Raw genomic sequence first — 16,213 nt, forward strand, 5'->3', positions numbered from 1 at the left:
GGCCGGAGGCCGCCCTGGGATCCGCGGAGGATACGGGGGATTTCGCGGGTTCCCGTGCGGGATCCGGGTGAGCGCAGGTCGATCAGCTCAGCCGGATGACGCCCTTGGAGACCCTGATCTTCTTACGGGCCAGCGGTCGTTTGGCGGGACCTCTGGCCACCGAGCCGTCGGCGATCCGGAACCTGCTGCCGTGGCAGGGGCAGTTGATGGTCCCGCCGCGGATGGTGGAGACCGGGCAGCCCTGGTGCGTGCACTTCGCGCTGAAGGCGCGGAAGGTGCCCTTCACCGGCTGGGTGACCACCCACGTGTCCTTGATGATTCGGCCGCCGCCGACGGGAATGCTACTGGTCTTGGCGATTATGGGACCGGCGGCCTCCTCTGTCTCCTCGGAGGCATGGGCGGGGCGTACCCATGCGGCGGCCGACGCGATCACGGCGGCGGCGCCGCCCGCGAGACCTCGGAAGATCATTAAGCGACGGGTGGGGGCGGGCATGGCGGGCCTCCTGGGGAGTGAAGGGCTCCGTGACAGATCACGTGTGTGGTTCATATCACAGGAAAACGGGCCTGTAGCCAGGCTTCGCGATCTTTCCCCGCGACCCGCAGGCCACCCCCGTGCCGTACCGCGATGTCCCTGGCGATGGCCAGCCCGAGACCCGCACCGCCCGCGTCCCTGTCTCTGGCCTCGTCCAGCCGGGTGAAGCGGTCGAAGACCGCCTCGTGGTGCTCGGCGGGAATGCCCGGCCCGTCGTCGCGCACGTCGAGCACCGCCTCGCCGCCCTCCGTGGCCAGCCGGACGGTGACCGCGGAACTCGCGTGACGTACGGCGTTGTCGACCAGATTGGCCACCAGGCGGCGCAACTGCCCGGCGGAGCCGAGGACCACGGTGTCGGCCGCGACCTCCAGCGTGACCCTGATCTCCGGCCTGGGACGCGACCTGGCCGCCTCCTCGGCGGTCACCTGGCCGAGGTCCACCTCCTCGTGACAGCCGGGCTCACCGGCGTCCAGGCGGGCGAGCAGGAGGAGATCGGAGGTGAGCGCCTGGATCCGCTCCACGTCGGTCAGCGCCTCGGCCGCGAGCGGCCCCGGCTGGGCCAGCTCCAGGCGGGTCCGCAGGATGGCCAGCGGGCTGCGGAGCTCGTGGGCCGCGTCGGCGACGAAGCGCTTGTGCCGGCTGACGGCGAGTTCCAGGCGGTCGAGCGTACGGTTCATGGTCTCGGCGAGGCGGGCGATCTCGTCGCGCGACCTCGGTACGGGGACCCGCCGGTGCAGGTCGCTGGCGGTGATGTCGGCCATCTCGGCGCGGATGGCCGAGACCGGTGCCAGCGCCCGGCCGACGGCGAGCCAGGTCAGGGCGGCGACCAGCAGGAGCAGCGCGGGAATACCGGGAAGCAGCAGGCCGCGCAGGGACTTCAGGGCTTCCCCGGTGGGCTCCAGCGATGCCCTGGCCTGCACGAACAGCGTGCCGTTCGCGGTGTTCACGGGCATCGTGGCGAGGGCGAAGGAGTCGCCCGGCGCCCATCGTGCCGTCTCGGCCGGCTGGAGCACCGCCTCGCCCGCCTCGCCCGCCTCGCCCCTCACGGCCACCACCGTGGGTGACGTCGCGGCCTTCCCCGCGGACGGCGGGCCGGGGGCCGGAGCCGGGCCGGGGAACGTCGGCACCGGCCATGCGGGGCGCGTGAAGATCTTGACGTCGGGATCGAGGACGGTCGGCTCCGAACGCTGGACGATCTTGTTCAGCGGTCCGGTGACGGCCACCACGCTGACCGGCGAAGCACCGATCGCCGCCGTGGCGGTCTTCGAGACGGCGGCCGGCGTGGCGTCGAACGTCGGAACGTCGAGCGTCACCGTGCCGCCGGCGAGCACGTCGGCGGTCGCGCCGGCGCGGCGGGCGGCCTCGTCGGAGGCGCTTTGGGTCAGGCTTCCCGTCAGCACGCCGACGAGCACCGCCGACGCCACCCCCAGCGCGACCGCGACGATGGCGGTGGCCGCGAGGGTCGCCCGGAGCCGTACGGACAGGCGTGACGCCATCTCAGGCCTCCAACCGGTAGCCGGCGCCGCGCACGGTCACCAGTGACGAGCGGCCGAACGGAGAGTCGATCTTGCGGCGCAGCGCGCTGACGTAGACCTCGATGATGTTCGGGTCGCCGTCGTAGGAGAAGTCCCACGCCTGGGCCAGCAACTCACTCTTGGAGACCACCTCGCCCTGCCTGCGCGCCAGGCCGTGCAGGACCGAGAACTCCTTGGGCGTGAGGGAGATCTCCACATCGCCCCGGCGGCAGCGGAGCCCCGCCGGATCGACGGTCAGGTCGCCGACCACGATGGACACCGGCCTCGCCCCGCCGCCCCTGCGCACCAGCGCGCGCAGCCTGGCCAGCAGCACCACGTAGGAGAACGGTTTGGACAGGAAGTCGTCCGCGCCCGTGTCCAGGGCCTCGGCCTCGTCGTGCACCCCGTCCTTGGCTGTCAGCATCAGGATCGGCGTCCAGTTCTCCGCGTCGCGGAGCTTGGCGCAGACGGTGTAGCCGTTCATCCGGGGCAGCATGACGTCGAGCACGATCACGTCGTACGGGTTCTCGGTCGCCATCCACAGCCCGTCGCGCCCGTCGTACGCGACGTCGACGGCGAACCCCTCACCCGCCAGTCCCTCCTTCAGGAGATGGGCCAGGCGCTTCTCGTCCTCAACCAGCAGCACGCGCATGTCCTCCAGCCTGCCGTACCGCGCCTAAAGCCAACCTGAAGACGATTTCCGGCGCCTTCAGCCTGGGTTCAGGCAACGGGCGGGAACCTGTGATCTCCAGCACCGCGTGCCGGTCCGTCCATCAGTCCACCTGCCGATTCGCGCACCGACCCGTCCGCCGACCTGCCTGACAAGGAGAACACCCATGCGTATTCGCACTCTCGCCGTCGCCGTGGTGACCGCGGGGGCTCTGATGGCCACGCTGACCGGAGCCGCCAGCGCCGCCACCCCCACCCCCGCTCCCGTCCCCACCCCCGCTCCAGGGAACGGCATCGTGCTCATCGCCTGTGAGGGCGGCGGTCATGTGACCCTGGTGACGCGCTCGTTCACCGAGGCCGAGCTCAAGGAGATGAAGGAGTCCGGGGCCGCTCTCACGATGCCCGCCGTCCCCGCCTTGCCGCTCGGAAAGGACGGTGAGTTCGGGAAGCCCGGACAGGGCGGTGAGTTCAGGGAGCCCGGAAAGGACGGCGAGCTCGGGAAGCCCGGTGAGTTCAAGGGTGAGTTCAGGAAGGCCGAGCCCGGTCGCGTCACGACCACCGAGGACATGAGGGTGGTGCGGCCGGGCGTGGAGCCCCCCGCCCCGCCCAAGGACGCCAAGGTCATGGCCACACCCGCTCCCGTGGGGGTTGCGAAGCCTGTGGACGCGGCCACGCTCTCCATGGCCGTTCCCGTTCCCGAGGGAGCCGCGGTCACCGAGGTCAGGGTCGCGGGCAAGCTCTCCGAAGGCGGCGCGCCCGCCGTCACCTGCGCCAAGAAGGCCGAGGGGGAGTGACATCGCGGGGGCGCCCCGGAGGGCCGGGGGTGCCCCCGGAAAGACCTGCGAACCGGCCGGGGCTGTCCGTGCGGGAATGACCTCGGCCGGTTCGCAGCACAGGCCCGGTAGTGATCCGGGAAACCCGCGCGGAAACCCCGGCCTGTCCAGGACCACCGGGCCACCGGTGACGACCACGGGACCGATCCGGGAGTCCGCGGGACCGATCCGGGAGTTCGCGCCGTACGGGGGCCGGCGCGGTCCGACCTACGGTGGATGCCTCCCACCGCACGGGCTCGGAGCCGGGAAAAACGGGTCCCGCGCGGGATCAGCTTCCAGGAGGGCCGGGTCCCGTGCGGGGATCAGTCCTCCGGAAAGGCCGGGTTCCGCGCGGGATCAGCTTCCAGGAGGGCCGGGTCCCGTGCGGGAGTCGGCTTCGGGAGGGCGGGATCCCGTGTGGGGATCGGCTCTCCGGAAAGGCCGGACTCCGTGCGGGGAGGGCCCGTGCGGTGATCAGTCCTCGGGGAAGGACGGGTGCGGGCCCAGGGCCCAGTACTCATACAGGCCGTAGCCGATCCGGCCGTCGTACTCGAAGCGGCCGACCGCGTCGACCATGCCCCACATCCTCGGGGCGTCCTCGGGCAGCGTGTGGGTGACGCCCTGGACCACCGGGCGGGGACCCTGGTACATGCCGTGCTTCCAATCCGGTTCCAGGCCATATCCGGTGCCCACCATCAAGTGCACCGGAAGAATCGGGGTGCAGCGCAGGTCGAAGGGCTTCCCGCCCGGCGGGGAGAAGGAGATCGTCGCCTCGCGCACCTCCCGGGTGCCGTCCACGTACGTCGGGCGGTACTCGGGACGGCCGAGATACTCCTCCTCGCCCTCCCGCGGGGAACCGAACCCCCACACGCGCACCGCCTCCTCCAGCACCCGGCGGCCCTTCTCGTCCTCCTGGAGGATGCAGAGGATGGCGTGGTCGTCGAACTGGACGGGCGCGTAGAGCCAGTAGAAGGTGCTCGCGTCGCGCGCCTGGATGCCCGGGGGCTCGGGCTCGCCAACCGGGCGGATGCCCCACGAGCGGTCGCGGGTGCCCTGCCAGCGGTCGGGGGCGACCTCGACGCGCTCGTCGCCGATCAGGATGTGCCCGGTCCACCGGCCGGTCTGTGCCATCCGGGAGGAGTCGAACACCACGCGTTCCTGCCGGCGCAGGAAGTGCCGGGGTTCCAGCGTGGCAGGTACGGTGCCCTCCCAGGTGAGGTCGAAGGACAGGCCGTGCTCCGTGGGATCGAGCACCACCCGCAGCCGCCGCAGCCCCTCGATCACCTCGATCCTGAACGGGCCGACCCTCGTGTCCATCCGGTCGTCGCCGAGCTCCCGGGAGGCCCGGACCACGCGGTGCAGGTTCCGGTGGCGCACGCAGGCGAACGCGTCGGTGACCCCGAGGTTGGGATACTGGCCGAGGCCGACGATGAGCATCAGCTCGTCGGATCCGGCGTGGCAGTTGAAGTAGTACCGGTCGTAGAAGTTGCGATCCGACGTCGTGACGTGCCGCATCACCTCGGGCGACTGGTGTACGGGATGGTCGTCGAGGGGCGACAGCGTCATCGGTGCTCCTTGGGTCTTAGGAACACGTTCTAACAAGCGCTTGGTGATCGGTCAATGGGCCGCCACACGGGAGTACGGCCCGCACCTTCGCGGTGCGGGCCGTACTCCCGGCCGGTGCCGTACGCCGTGTTCGGCCGTACGCCGTGTTCGTTCGACCGATCGGAACTCACTCATCCGACCGGTGTGCTCCGGCCCCTAGGGCTGCCCCTTGGACGTGTGCGACGTGTGCTCCGCCTTGGAGTCGGCCTTGGCGCCGATCTCGCCGGCCTTCGTCGCGGCGTCCTCCGCCGCGCCGGAGACCTTCCCGGCCGCAGCCTCCGTCTTATGGCCAACCCACTGGGACGCGTCGGAGGCGCTCTCCTTCAGCGTGTCCGTCCACTGGTCGGCGTTCCTGCGGTACAGAACGTAGCCCGCCGCCGCGATCGCGACGCCCGCGAACAGCAGGACCATCGGCGTTTTCCTGGACTTCGCGGGAGTGGGATCGATCCTCGCGGCGGCCTGGGAGAGCGCGGCGCTGAGTTTCGGCGCGAGCTGCTCCTCGATCGAGTGCGCGGCGGCGTCGAGCCTCGGTGCCGCCCACCCACGTGCCACAATGATCTTCTCACTGGCCACGTCGCGGGCCTGACCGGCCACTTCACGGGCCTGACCGGCCATCTCGCGAGCGTGACCGGCCACATCGCGAGCCTGAACGGCTACGTCATGTGCGTGATGACTGGCCGCGTCACGGGCATGGCCGGCCATTGGGCCGACCCGATCCACGGCTCGGACGGCCTGAGCCTTCACGTGGCGCAGCCGCCTTTCCGGAGCCACGATCTTCATGTGGCGCTTTCCAAACAGTGCTAGAGGCACAACAACCTCCCCATTCGTTGGGGCCCCGTCGCCACCCCTTCCCGCTCGAAGGCGGCTCAATCATGACGGCCCGTGGGAGGATGCTTGGCGATGCGGCCACGGCCGAAATCGTCAAAGTGCCACAAAAGCAATACGTTGCATAGGTATTGCCTACGACTTGAAGGGGGCAGTCCGATCATGGCTGAGAAGTTGATCGCGAACCTCAACACCAACCGCGGTAGCGTGAAGGTCCAGCTCTTCCCGGATCACGCGCCCAAGACCGTGAAAAACTTCGTCGAGCTCGCCGAGGGCACCCGCGAGTGGGTGCATCCGGAGACCGGCCAGAAGTCCAAGGCCAAGCTGTACGACGGCACGGTCTTCCACCGGGTCATCTCGGGATTCATGATCCAGGGTGGCGACCCGCTGGGCCAGGGCGTCGGCGGCCCCGGCTACAAGTTCGACGACGAGATCCACCCGGACCTCTACTTCAACCGTCCGTACCTGCTCGCCATGGCCAACGCCGGTATCCAGTTCGGCCGCGGCACCAACGGCTCGCAGTTCTTCGTCACGGTGGGGCCCACGCCGCACCTGAACGGCAAGCACACCATCTTCGGCGAGGTGATCGAGGGCCAGGATGTCATCGACGCCATCGCCAAGACCGACACCGACGCCCGTGACCGTCCCACGGAGCCCGTGGTCCTGGAGTCGGTGACCATCGAGCGCGTCCAGAGCTGATCTCTCGCCCGGCGGCCTCCTCGGAGGCCGCCGTTCGCGTCCCCGTACCTTCCCGCCCTCGCCCCGGCTCCTCCGGCCCCTGACTCCTTCAGCTCCCTGTCCCCAGGGCCTCGCCCCGGCTCTTCGGGCCCCTGTCCTTCGGGCCCGCCACGCCTGGTGTGGCTTGACCGCCATTCGCGGGTGTACGGGCGCTCGGGATCGTGAATAGGCTGGCAGTCTGTGGATAACAGCACGCTCGAAGGGGCCAGCCACACACATGACCACCCAGCCGTCCAACGAGCCCGACACCGTTGTCCCCACCTGCTACCGGCACCCGGGACGTGAGACCTACGTCCGCTGCCAGCGCTGCGACCGCCCCATCTGCCCCGACTGCATGCGCGACGCCTCGGTGGGCTTCCAGTGTCCCGAGTGCGTGGCCGAGGGAAACAAGAGCGTGCGGCGGGCACAGTCCGTGTTCGGCGGTGGTGTGATCGCCAAGCCCTACGTGACCTGGACACTTCTCGGTGTCAACGTCGTGATGTTCCTGGCCCAGATGGCTTCGGACGGCAGGGTCACCGCGGAACTGGCGATGTGGGTCTTCGGGGTCGCCGTCGACTCCGACTACTACCGGCTGATCACCAGCGCCTTCCTGCATCGCGACTACGTGCACATCGGGCTGAACATGTGGGCTCTGTTCATGGTCGGCCCCTATCTGGAGCAGGCCTTCGGTCACGTCCGGTTCCTGGCGCTGTATTTTCTCGGCGCGCTCGGCGGCTCGGTGCTCGGCTACTGGTTCGACCCGATCAACGCCTTCAGCCTGGGGGCGTCGGGAGCCATCTTCGGCCTGTTCGGCGCGATCTTCGTGGTCAGCAGGCGGCTCCACCTGGACCTCCGCCCCATCATCGTGCTGCTCGTGATCAACCTGGTGATCACGTTCATTCCGGGGCTGAACATCAGCTGGACGGCCCACGTGGGTGGTCTCATCACCGGGGTGATCGTCTCAGCTGTTCTGGCCTACGGTCCGAAGGCCAATCGCGCGATCTTCCAGGGCATCCTGCTTCTCGGGGTTCTGGCGATCCTGGTGGGATTGGTGATAACCAGGACCGCCTTCCTGCTGTCGTCGGTTGCCTGAGTCCCCAGGGTGTGGATAATGCCTGTGGAAAAGCTAGCGCCACCGGGTGGACAGGACGACCCCGAGGATGATGAACGCGAACCCGACCAGCAGGTTCCAGTTCTGGAGGTCGCCGAGAAGGGGCGCGGTGGGCGCCACGTAGTAGACGGCGATCCACAGAATGCCGACAATCCAGCAGGTCACCATGACCGGCGCCAACCAGCGCGGACTGATCTTGACCTGATGCGTCGTCTGCGGCGGGGTGTAGACCGGCTTCTTGCGAGTCTTGGGCTTGGGCACTGGGGTTCTTCTCCTGCGTCAACCCTGCGCGATCTGGATCGTGCGCAGGCCGTATCGGTTAGCGTAGTCGCTAGTGGGCGAAGTCCCGTGTAAGGATAGTCCGCGCAGGTGGACCATGGCGATTCCGCAGGGCACCATCCTGCGGCAAATGTTACGCCGGGCCGGTGATCCGGCCCGGCGCCAAGGCCTTTTTCGTCACTACCCTGCCCCCATGAGAGCAGCGCTGAGGGCTCTGGGCGACCTGAGCGTCACCACGGGGCTGGTCATCCTTCTCTTCTGCGCCTATCTGCTGTGGGGCACCGGCTCCTACACCGCCGAGCAGCAGGTGCTGCTGCGGAAAGAGCTGCTGCGGGAGATCCCGCCGGGCGGAGAGGCCGGAGGTCGGCGCAACGGGCCGGTCCGGCTGGGCGGGGCGGTGGCGATGCTGACGATACCCAGGCTCGGTGACGACTACCGGTACGCCATCGTGGAGGGTGTCGACCAGGATCGGCTGCGGATGGGCCCCGGGCACTATCCCGGAACCGCCATGCCAGGAAAAATCGGTAATTTCGTACTTTCGGGCCATCGAACCACCTATGCCGCGCCCTTCAACCGCATCGACGAGCTCGGCCGGGGCGATCACATCCTCGTCGACACCCGCGAGGCCCGCTACACCTACCGCGTCACCGGCAGGCGCGTCGTCGACCCCACCGAGATCGGAGTGGTCGCCCCGGTCCCCGGCCGGCCGGACCGCGAGCCGACCAGAGCGCTGATCACCCTGTCCACCTGCCATCCGGAGTACTCGGCCGCCCAGCGGCTCATCGTCTCCGGTGAGCTGGAAGGACGCGAGAAGCACCTCGTGCGGCCCGAAGGACGGCCTGAAGCGCGGCCCGAAGCACGGCCTGAAATACGGCTCGAATAGCAGGATCGGCAGGAAGGTGGGTCCCATGTACGGCTGGATCTGGCGGATGCTTCCCGGAAACCTCGTGACCAGGGCGTTCACCGCCCTGGTGCTGGCCGGGCTGGTCGCGGCCGTACTCTGGTATGTCGTGTTCCCCTGGATCGAACTTCGCATCTCCCTCGACCTGACCACCGTGGGCCGATGAGCCGCGTCCTCGTCGTCGACAACCACGACAGCTTCGTCCACACCATCGTCCAGTATCTCCGCGAGCTCGGCGCCACCTGTGACGTGCGCCCGCGCGACCGGGTCGCGGTCGAGGACACCCGTGGCTTCGACGGGGTCCTGATCAGCCCCGGCCCCGGCACCCCGGAGGACGCGGGGGTGAGCGTCCCGCTCGTCGGCCACTGCGAGGCCCACGGCATCCCGCTGCTCGGCGTCTGCCTGGGGCACCAGGTCATCGCCATCGCCCACGGGGCGACCGTGGGGCGGGCTCCCGAACTGGTGCACGGCCGCACCAGCGCGATCGAGCACGACGGGCAGGGTGTCTTCGCCGGCCTGCCGTCGCCGGCGACCATGACGCGCTACCACTCGCTGGCGGTTCTGCCCGGAACGGTTCCCGAGACCCTCAAGGTCACCGCGACCACCGAGGACGGTGTGATCATGGGCTTGCGCCACCGTACCGCCCCCGTCGAGGGCGTGCAGTTCCACCCCGAATCGGTGATCTCAGAATACGGTCATCGGCTGCTCGGAAACTGGCTCGAAAAATTGTTGTAACGCGGCGCCCATCCTGGACGATTGACCAGTGAGAGTCCTTCCGCCATCGCCCCCGAGTGGCGGAAGGACTCTTCCCCGTTTTCCGGATCGTTCGGCGGAAATCCGCGCGAACAGTGGAAACACGCGGGGCGGGAAACGACGAAGGCCCCCGCGCGGTCGCGGGGGCCTCCATCAGGTGCTCCGGTCATCCGTCGCTGGGTGCCTCGTCGAAGATCGAGCCGTCGTCAGGCTCGGTGGGGAAGGTCTCCTCCGTCGGCTGCTCCTCGGGAACGGTCGGCTGCTCCTCGGGGAAGGTCGGCTGCTCGGTCGGCTCGGGCGGCGCCCCGCTCGACACGACCAGCGTGATCGTTGTCCCCGGGGGATACTTGCCGCCCGCCTCGGGAGACTGGCTCAGCACGGTGTCCTTGGGCAGGTCACTCGGTTGCGGGGAGACCTTCACCCTGAAGCCCGCCTCCTTGAGCGCATTCGTGGCGTCCCCGACCGTGAGGTTCGCCACGCCCGGGACCTCCACCGCCTCCTTGGGGACGTAGATCCGGACGGTACTGCCCTTGTTGGCCTTCTTGCCGGCCTCGGGCACGCTCTCGAAGACGATTCCCTGCTTGCGGCTGGAGGCCTTGGTCTGCAGGCTGACCTTGAAGCCGGCGTCCACAAGGGCCTGCCTGGCGTCGTCCGCGGTCATGTTGAGCACGGCGGGCACCTCGACCTTCTCGATGCCCCTGGAGACCGTGAGCGTCACCTCGGTGTCCTTGTCGACCTCGGTGTCGGCCGCCGGATCGGTTCCGATCACCGACCCCTTCGGGATCTCCTCGTCGTACTCCTGGGCCGTCTTCACCTTCAGGCCGAGACCGGTCAGCGTCTTGGTCGCCGCCTCCTCGGTCTGCGAGGCCAGCGGCGGGATCTTCACCTTGCTCGCGGCGGTGGGTGTGCCCGGCGAGCTGAGGAACATGTAGCCGACGCCGATGAAGGCCCCGATGACCAGCAGCGGGATGAGGATCCACGCCGCGGTCTTGACCGCGGTGTTCCCGCCGCTCTGCTGCTGCCGGCGCCGGCCGCCCCCGCCGGTGCGACCGCCGCCCTCCTCGCCGTACTCGTACGCCGGGACGGCGGTGGTGCGCTGGGTGGCCGGGCCGCCGGGCCCGGGAGCCTGCATCGTCCGGGTGGCCGGGGCGTAGTTGTTGTTGGCGCTCAACGCCATCGTCTGGGCGTCCGTCGGGATGCCGGACATCGCCCGCTGGATGTCGGCCCGCATCTCCCCGGCGCTCTGGTAGCGGTGCGCCGGGTCCTTGGCCATCGCCTTGAGCACGATGGCGTCGGCCCACGGGGGGATGTCGGGGTCGATCTGCGACGGCGGGATCGGGTCCTCGCGCACGTGCTGGTAGGCGATCGCGACCGGGGAGTCGCCGGTGAACGGCGGCTGCCCGGTCAGCAGCTCGTACAGCACGCAGCCGGTGGAGTAGAGGTCGCTGCGGGCGTCGACCCGCTCGCCCCTGGCCTGCTCCGGCGAGAGGTACTGGGCGGTTCCTATCACCTGGGCGGTCTGCGTCATCGTCGCGGCCGAGTCGGCCATCGCGCGGGCGATGCCGAAGTCCATGACCTTCACGTCGCCGTTGCGAGTGATCATGACGTTCGCCGGCTTGATGTCGCGGTGGACGATGCCGCCGCGGTGGCTGTAGTCCAGCGCCCGCAGGATCCCGTCGACCAGCTCGGAGGCGCGCTCCGGCAGCAGCCGCCGGTCGGCCCGGAGCAGGTCGCGCAGCGTGCGGCCGTCGACGTACTCCATCACGATGTAGGGCACCGGCGCGCCCTCGGAGGTGTCCTCGCCGGTGTCGTAGACCGCGACGATGGACGGGTGGTTCAGTGACGCGGCGGACTGCGCCTCCCGGCGGAAACGCGCCTGGAAGATGTGGTCCCTGGCCAGGTCCGCGCGGAGGGTCTTGATGGCGACGATCCGATCCAGCCGGATGTCTCGGGCGCGATAGACCTCGGCCATGCCGCCACGCCCGACGACGCCGTCAAGCTCGTAGCGATCGCCGAGGCGTCGGGGCTGAGTCATTTCCTGCACTGTCCCTTACCGTTCATCTTGGGTGCCGGTGAGCTCTTGAGCCACCGGTGTCCATCATCGACCCGTTGCCGCATTACGTCTCCTCATTCGGCGGGTCTGTGTCACCGGGTTCAGGAGTCGTGCTCGGTGTGGGGCTCGGTGTCACCGTCGGGGTGGTGGGCGTCGGGGTGGGAGTCGTCGGGCTGGGGCTGGGCGGTGGCGACGTACTCGGCCTTGCGGTGGGCGTTGCCGATGTGCTTACCGTAGCCGACGGCGTGACCGAGGGGCGGGCCGACTTCGTCGGCGAGAGCGGTGGTCTGCTCGTCGGAGGCTTGCTTTTCGTCGGCCGGGCCGTCGGTGACTTGGTGGCCGGGCTCGACCGTACGACCGGCTCTCCCGGCTCGCTGTCACCTGGCTGGTTCGCCAGCTCATGGACCGCGAGGGCACCCAGCCCGACCGCGGCGGCACACCCCGCGACCGCGGCGACGATCACCGTCGTCCTGCGCAGGCCGCGGCGCCCGCCGCGTACCGGGATGGCGCCCGGCGGAGTCGCGCCCGCTTCGGATCCCTCACCGGAGCCCGCGCCGTGACCGGGGCCCGGCCCCCTGCCGGAACCCGAACCCCCGCTCGCCCCGGAGCCCATGCCCTGACCGGGACCGGAGCCCGCGCCCGGACCCGCTCCGGAGCCCGCGCCCGATCCGGAGCCCGCGCCCGCCTCGGGCCGGAGCGGGACGGCGAGGGCGGAGGTGACCTCCTGGGGCCACTCGCTCGCGGGCTCCGCGCGCCAGCCCGCGGGGTCGGTGAGCATGCCGAGACCGGTGGCACCGGTGGCGGTCAGCGCGTCGAGCAGCATGTCCGCCCGCTCCGACAGCTCCCTGGCACCGGCCGGGCGCCGCAGCGGATCCTTGGCCAGGCACGCCATGACCAGGTCGCGGACCGCCGGCGGGATCCACTCCGGCAGCGGCGGCGGGGGCTCGCCGATGTGCATGAGGGCGATCGCCACCTGCGTCTCGGCGCGGAACGGCGCGTGACCGGTCAGGCATTCGTAGGCGACCACCCCGAGCGAGTAGATGTCGGTGGCGGGCGTCAGCGGCTCACCGGACGCCTGCTCGGGGCTGACGTACTGCGCGGTGCCCATCAGGATGCCCGTCTGGGTGACCGGCACGGCCTCCAGCGCCCTGGCGATGCCGAAGTCTGTGATCTTTATCACGCCCGCCTCGGTCACCAGAAGGTTCCCGGGCTTGATGTCCCTGTGGATGATCCCCGCGCGGTGCGCGGCGTGCAGGCCCATGGCGGTCTGGCGGACCACGTCGAGGGTGATCTCGGGGTTCAGCGCTCCGTCGCGGGACAGGATGCCGGCCAGGGACTGTCCGGGCACCAGCTCCATCACCAGATAGGCGACGCCGCCGCCCTCGCCGTAGTCGAAGACCTGCGCGATGCCCGGATCGGACAGCCCGGCCGCGATGCGCGCCTCGGAGCGGAACCGCAGGCGGAAGGCCGGATCCTCCGCCACGTGCGGGCGCAGCAGCTTCACGGCGACCTCGCGGCCGAGGAGCTCGTCCCTCGCCCGCCACACCTCACCCATGCCGCCCGACGCGATCCGCCCCAGCGGGCGGTACCGGCCCCCGAGCAACGCGGTCATCTACCCAGCACCGCTTCCATCACGCTCTTGGCGATCGGGGCCGCGGTCTGACCACCGGAAGCGTCGCTGCCGGCGCTCCCGGACTCGACGATCAGCGCGACGGCGACCTTGGGGTCCTCCGCGGGGGCGAAGGAGATGAACCACGCGTGCGGGTCACGGCCCTCGGCGGTCTCGGCGGTGCCGGTCTTGCCGCCGACCGTGACCCCCGGGATCTGCGCCGCGCTCGCCGTGCCCTTGTTGACGACGTTGACCATCATCTCCTGGAGCTTGCGCGCGCTGTCCTCGCTCATCGCGGTGGACAGCTCGTCGGGGTCGGCGCGCTCGACCTCGCCGCCCTCGGCATCCGCGATCCTGTTCACCAGGTACGGCTTCATGACCACGCCGTTGTTGGCGATGCCGGCGGCGATCATGGCCATCTGCAGCGGGGTCATCTGGTTGCTGCGCTGGCCGATCGAGGCCTGGGCGAGGGCCGCCTGGTCCTCCTCGGGGCCGATGCCGCTGCCCACGACCGGCAGCGGGATCTCGATCGGGTCGCCGCCGATGCCGAACTTGAGGGCCTGCTCGCTCAGCGCGTCGTAGCCGAGGTCCATCGCGATCTTGCCGAACGGGGTGTTGCAGGACTTCTCCAGCGCGAACGACAGCGTCACCCGCCCGGCGCCGCACGCCGCGCCGCCGTAGTTGGGCAGGTCGGCGGTGGTGCCGGGCAGGTCCAGCCGCTGCGGGGCGTCGACCTGGGTCTCCGGGCCCACGGTGTCGTCGCTCTCCAGGTACGCGGCGGTGGTGACCACCTTGAAGGTCGAGCCCGGCGGATAGGTGCGCTCGATGGCCCGGTTGACCAGTGGTTTGTCCTCGTCCTCGTCCAGTTTCTTGTAAGCCTTGTTGACGTCGTCCTTGTTGGGCTTGGACAGCAGGTTGGGGTCGTAGGTGGGGATCGAGACCATGGCGAGGATCGCCCCGGTCTTCGGCTCGATCGCGACCAGCGCGCCCTTCTTGCCGCTCTCGCCCAGCGCCTTGTACGCGGCCTCCTGCGCCCTGGGGTTGATCGTCAGGTCGACGTTGGCGCCCTTGGTCTGCTTGGCGGTGAACAGGTCGATGCTGCGCCGGATCAGCAGGTCGGCGCTCGACCCGTCGAGGAGGCTGTTCTCGGCCCGCTCCATGTCGCGCTCGCTCTCGGGCGCGAAGAAGCCGGTGATGGGCGCGTAGACCTTGTCCTCGGGATAGCGCCGCTGGAAGCGGAACTCGGAGTCGCCGGTGTCGAACGACTCGGCGAGGACCTTGTCGCCCGCGGTGATCCGGCCGCGCTCGACCTCGTACCGCGCGTAGAAGTTGCGGGTGTTGCGCGAGTCGTCGCGCAAGTCCTCCGCCCGCACGGCCTGCAGGTAGTTCACATTGATCATGAGCAGGCCGAACATGAGCAGGCAGGCAAGGGCGGCGCGCTTCAGGGGACCGTTCATCGCTGGAACACCTGCGTCATTCCTTCGTCCTGGATGGCCTGGGGCGGAGGCTTCCTCGCCGTATCGGACATGCGTACCAGCAGCGCGATAAGGATCCAGTTAGCCAGCAGCGCCGATCCGCCCTGGGACATGAACGGGGTGACCAGGCCGGTCAGCGGGATCAGGTTGGTCACGCCGCCCACGATGATGAAGACCTGCCAGGCGAGGATGAACGACAGGCCGCCCGCCAGCAGCTTGGAGAACGGCTCGCGGGCCGCGATCGAGGTGCGCAGGCCGCGCTCCACCAGCAGGGCGTAGACCATCAGCAGGGCCATCAGCCCGGTCAGGCCGAGCTCCTCGCCGGCGGCGGTGAAGATGAAGTCGGAGAAGGCCAGCGGGATCTCGTCGGGGTGGCCCTGGCCGAGACCGGTGCCGAGCACGCCGCCCTGACCCATGGCGAACAGGCCCTGCATGAGCTGGTAGCTGCCGCCGAACTCCCGGTCGTACAGCGCCGGGTTCTCCGGGTCGAGGAAGACCTCGAAGCGGGCCGCGACGTGGTCGAAGAGCAGCCCCGCCAGGACCGCGCCGCCGACGAAGAGCAGGATGCCGATGAGCACCCACGAGGTGCGCTGGGTGGCGATGTAGAGCATCGCGATGAACGTGCCGAAGATCAGCAGCGAGGAGCCGAGGTCCTTCTGCAGGATCAGCACGCCCAGGCTGAGGCCCCAGGTGATGAGGACCGGGCCCAGGTCGCGGGCCCGGGGCAGGTCGATGAAGAGCAGCCGCCGCCCGGCCAGGGCGAGCACGTCGCGCTTGGCGACCAGGTAGCCGGCGAAGAAGATGACCAGGGCGAGCTTGGTGAACTCCGCGGGCTGGAAGGTGAAGCCGGCGATCTTGAGCCAGATGTTCGCGCCGTTCTCCGAATGGCCGATGAAAGGCAGCAACGGGGAGACCAGCAGGACCAGGCCGATGGCGCCCATGGTGTAGGTCAGACGCTGCAGCGCGCGGTGGTCGCGCAGCACGATCAGCGTCGCCGAGAACATCACGACCCCGACGGCGGTCCAGAGCAGCTGGGTGGTGGCCGAGGCCCCCGGCATGCCGGACGCCTCAAGCCGGTAGATCATGACCAGCCCGATGCCGTTGACCAGTGTCACCAACGGCAGGATCAGCGGATCGGCCCAGGGCGCGAACTTCGCCAGCACCAGGTAGGCGGCCAGCATGAGGCCGCCCAGGCCGAGGCCGTAGGTGAGCATTCCGGCGGGGATCTGGTTGTCGATGGCCAACCCCACGTTGGCGTACGCCAGCATCACGATGGCGACCGCGAACGCGAGCATCGCCAACTGGGCCACCCGCCGTTTGGCGGGGAGCAGGACCGGCTCGGCGCTAGGGGTGCTCAT

The 16,213-nt window shown here is 69.6% G+C and carries 17 protein-coding genes; 7 read left to right on the forward strand and 10 right to left on the reverse strand.

Translation table 11 applies throughout. The annotated features are described in order from the left end of the window. Positions 1-82: 82 nt before the first annotated feature. The 3 genes from OG587_RS08060 to OG587_RS08070 are packed head-to-tail and all read right to left on the reverse strand — an operon-like array spanning position 83 to position 2,698. Positions 83-493, reverse strand: a complete 411-nt coding sequence (locus tag OG587_RS08060; RefSeq protein WP_329088316.1) for a Rieske (2Fe-2S) protein — start codon at positions 491-493, stop codon at positions 83-85. 50 nt (positions 494-543) lie between these two features. Then, on the reverse strand, positions 544-2,028 hold the full coding sequence (locus tag OG587_RS08065) for a sensor histidine kinase (RefSeq protein ID WP_329088317.1): 1,485 nt from the start codon (positions 2,026-2,028) through the stop codon (positions 544-546). Position 2,029: 1 nt separating this feature from the next. Beyond that, positions 2,030-2,698, reverse strand: coding sequence for a response regulator transcription factor (locus OG587_RS08070; protein WP_329088319.1), 669 nt, complete (start codon positions 2,696-2,698; stop codon positions 2,030-2,032). A 184-nt stretch (positions 2,699-2,882) separates the two neighbouring features. Between OG587_RS08070 and OG587_RS08075 the strand changes: the two genes are divergently transcribed. Then, complete coding sequence (locus tag OG587_RS08075) at positions 2,883-3,509, forward strand: hypothetical protein (protein WP_329088320.1); 627 nt, start codon at positions 2,883-2,885, stop codon at positions 3,507-3,509. Between the two features lie 492 nt (positions 3,510-4,001). Here OG587_RS08075 and OG587_RS08080 read toward each other — a convergent pair whose 3' ends face one another. Both OG587_RS08080 and OG587_RS08085 read right to left on the reverse strand, forming a co-directional pair. Continuing rightward, positions 4,002-5,093, reverse strand: coding sequence for a hypothetical protein (locus OG587_RS08080; RefSeq protein ID WP_329088321.1), 1,092 nt, complete (start codon positions 5,091-5,093; stop codon positions 4,002-4,004). Between the two features lie 195 nt (positions 5,094-5,288). Continuing rightward, positions 5,289-5,747, reverse strand: a complete 459-nt coding sequence (locus OG587_RS08085; protein ID WP_329088323.1) for a hypothetical protein — start codon at positions 5,745-5,747, stop codon at positions 5,289-5,291. Positions 5,748-5,756: 9 nt separating this feature from the next. On the opposite strand from OG587_RS08085, the gene OG587_RS08090 reads away from it, so the two are divergent. The 3 genes from OG587_RS08090 to OG587_RS08100 all read left to right on the forward strand — a co-directional run bounded on the left by OG587_RS08090 (position 5,757) and on the right by OG587_RS08100 (position 7,767). After that, the gene (locus OG587_RS08090; protein ID WP_329088324.1) at positions 5,757-5,936 is read left to right on the forward strand and encodes a hypothetical protein; all 180 of its coding nucleotides are present in this window, start codon (positions 5,757-5,759) and stop codon (positions 5,934-5,936) included. A gap of 183 nt (positions 5,937-6,119) precedes the next feature. Beyond that, positions 6,120-6,656, forward strand: coding sequence for a peptidylprolyl isomerase (locus OG587_RS08095; protein ID WP_329088326.1), 537 nt, complete (start codon positions 6,120-6,122; stop codon positions 6,654-6,656). A 256-nt stretch (positions 6,657-6,912) separates the two neighbouring features. Then, positions 6,913-7,767: a rhomboid family intramembrane serine protease gene (locus tag OG587_RS08100; protein WP_329088328.1), complete on the forward strand. Its 855-nt coding sequence runs from the start codon at positions 6,913-6,915 to the stop codon at positions 7,765-7,767. Between the two features lie 33 nt (positions 7,768-7,800). On the opposite strand, the gene OG587_RS08105 is transcribed toward OG587_RS08100, so the two are convergent. Next, positions 7,801-8,046: a cell division protein CrgA gene (locus OG587_RS08105; RefSeq protein ID WP_329088329.1), complete on the reverse strand. Its 246-nt coding sequence runs from the start codon at positions 8,044-8,046 to the stop codon at positions 7,801-7,803. Between the two features lie 211 nt (positions 8,047-8,257). On the opposite strand from OG587_RS08105, the gene OG587_RS08110 reads away from it, so the two are divergent. The 3 genes from OG587_RS08110 to OG587_RS08120 are packed head-to-tail and all read left to right on the forward strand — an operon-like array spanning position 8,258 to position 9,700. Further along, on the forward strand, positions 8,258-8,947 hold the full coding sequence (locus OG587_RS08110) for a class E sortase (protein ID WP_329088330.1): 690 nt from the start codon (positions 8,258-8,260) through the stop codon (positions 8,945-8,947). Between the two features lie 25 nt (positions 8,948-8,972). After that, complete coding sequence (locus OG587_RS08115; protein ID WP_329088331.1) at positions 8,973-9,131, forward strand: hypothetical protein; 159 nt, start codon at positions 8,973-8,975, stop codon at positions 9,129-9,131. Beyond that, positions 9,128-9,700 (forward strand): anthranilate synthase component II, encoded by a 573-nt coding sequence (locus tag OG587_RS08120; protein WP_329088333.1) that lies wholly within the window; start codon positions 9,128-9,130, stop codon positions 9,698-9,700. Before OG587_RS08115 ends, OG587_RS08120 begins: the two co-directional genes overlap by 4 nt. 184 nt (positions 9,701-9,884) lie before the next feature. On the opposite strand, the gene pknB is transcribed toward OG587_RS08120, so the two are convergent. The 4 genes from pknB to OG587_RS08140 all read right to left on the reverse strand — a co-directional run bounded on the left by pknB (position 9,885) and on the right by OG587_RS08140 (position 16,213). Further along, positions 9,885-11,753 (reverse strand): Stk1 family PASTA domain-containing Ser/Thr kinase, encoded by a 1,869-nt coding sequence (pknB, locus tag OG587_RS08125; protein WP_329088335.1) that lies wholly within the window; start codon positions 11,751-11,753, stop codon positions 9,885-9,887. 82 nt (positions 11,754-11,835) lie between these two features. Beyond that, complete coding sequence (locus tag OG587_RS08130; RefSeq protein ID WP_329088336.1) at positions 11,836-13,383, reverse strand: serine/threonine-protein kinase; 1,548 nt, start codon at positions 13,381-13,383, stop codon at positions 11,836-11,838. Then, positions 13,380-14,837, reverse strand: coding sequence for a peptidoglycan D,D-transpeptidase FtsI family protein (locus tag OG587_RS08135; RefSeq protein WP_329088338.1), 1,458 nt, complete (start codon positions 14,835-14,837; stop codon positions 13,380-13,382). The genes OG587_RS08130 and OG587_RS08135 overlap by 4 nt, the downstream gene beginning before the upstream one ends. Further along, positions 14,834-16,213, reverse strand: a complete 1,380-nt coding sequence (locus OG587_RS08140; RefSeq protein ID WP_329088340.1) for an FtsW/RodA/SpoVE family cell cycle protein — start codon at positions 16,211-16,213, stop codon at positions 14,834-14,836. The genes OG587_RS08135 and OG587_RS08140 overlap by 4 nt, the downstream gene beginning before the upstream one ends.

This window comes from Streptosporangium sp. NBC_01469 (assembly GCF_036227305.1).
Classification (GTDB): domain Bacteria; phylum Actinomycetota; class Actinomycetes; order Streptosporangiales; family Streptosporangiaceae; genus Streptosporangium.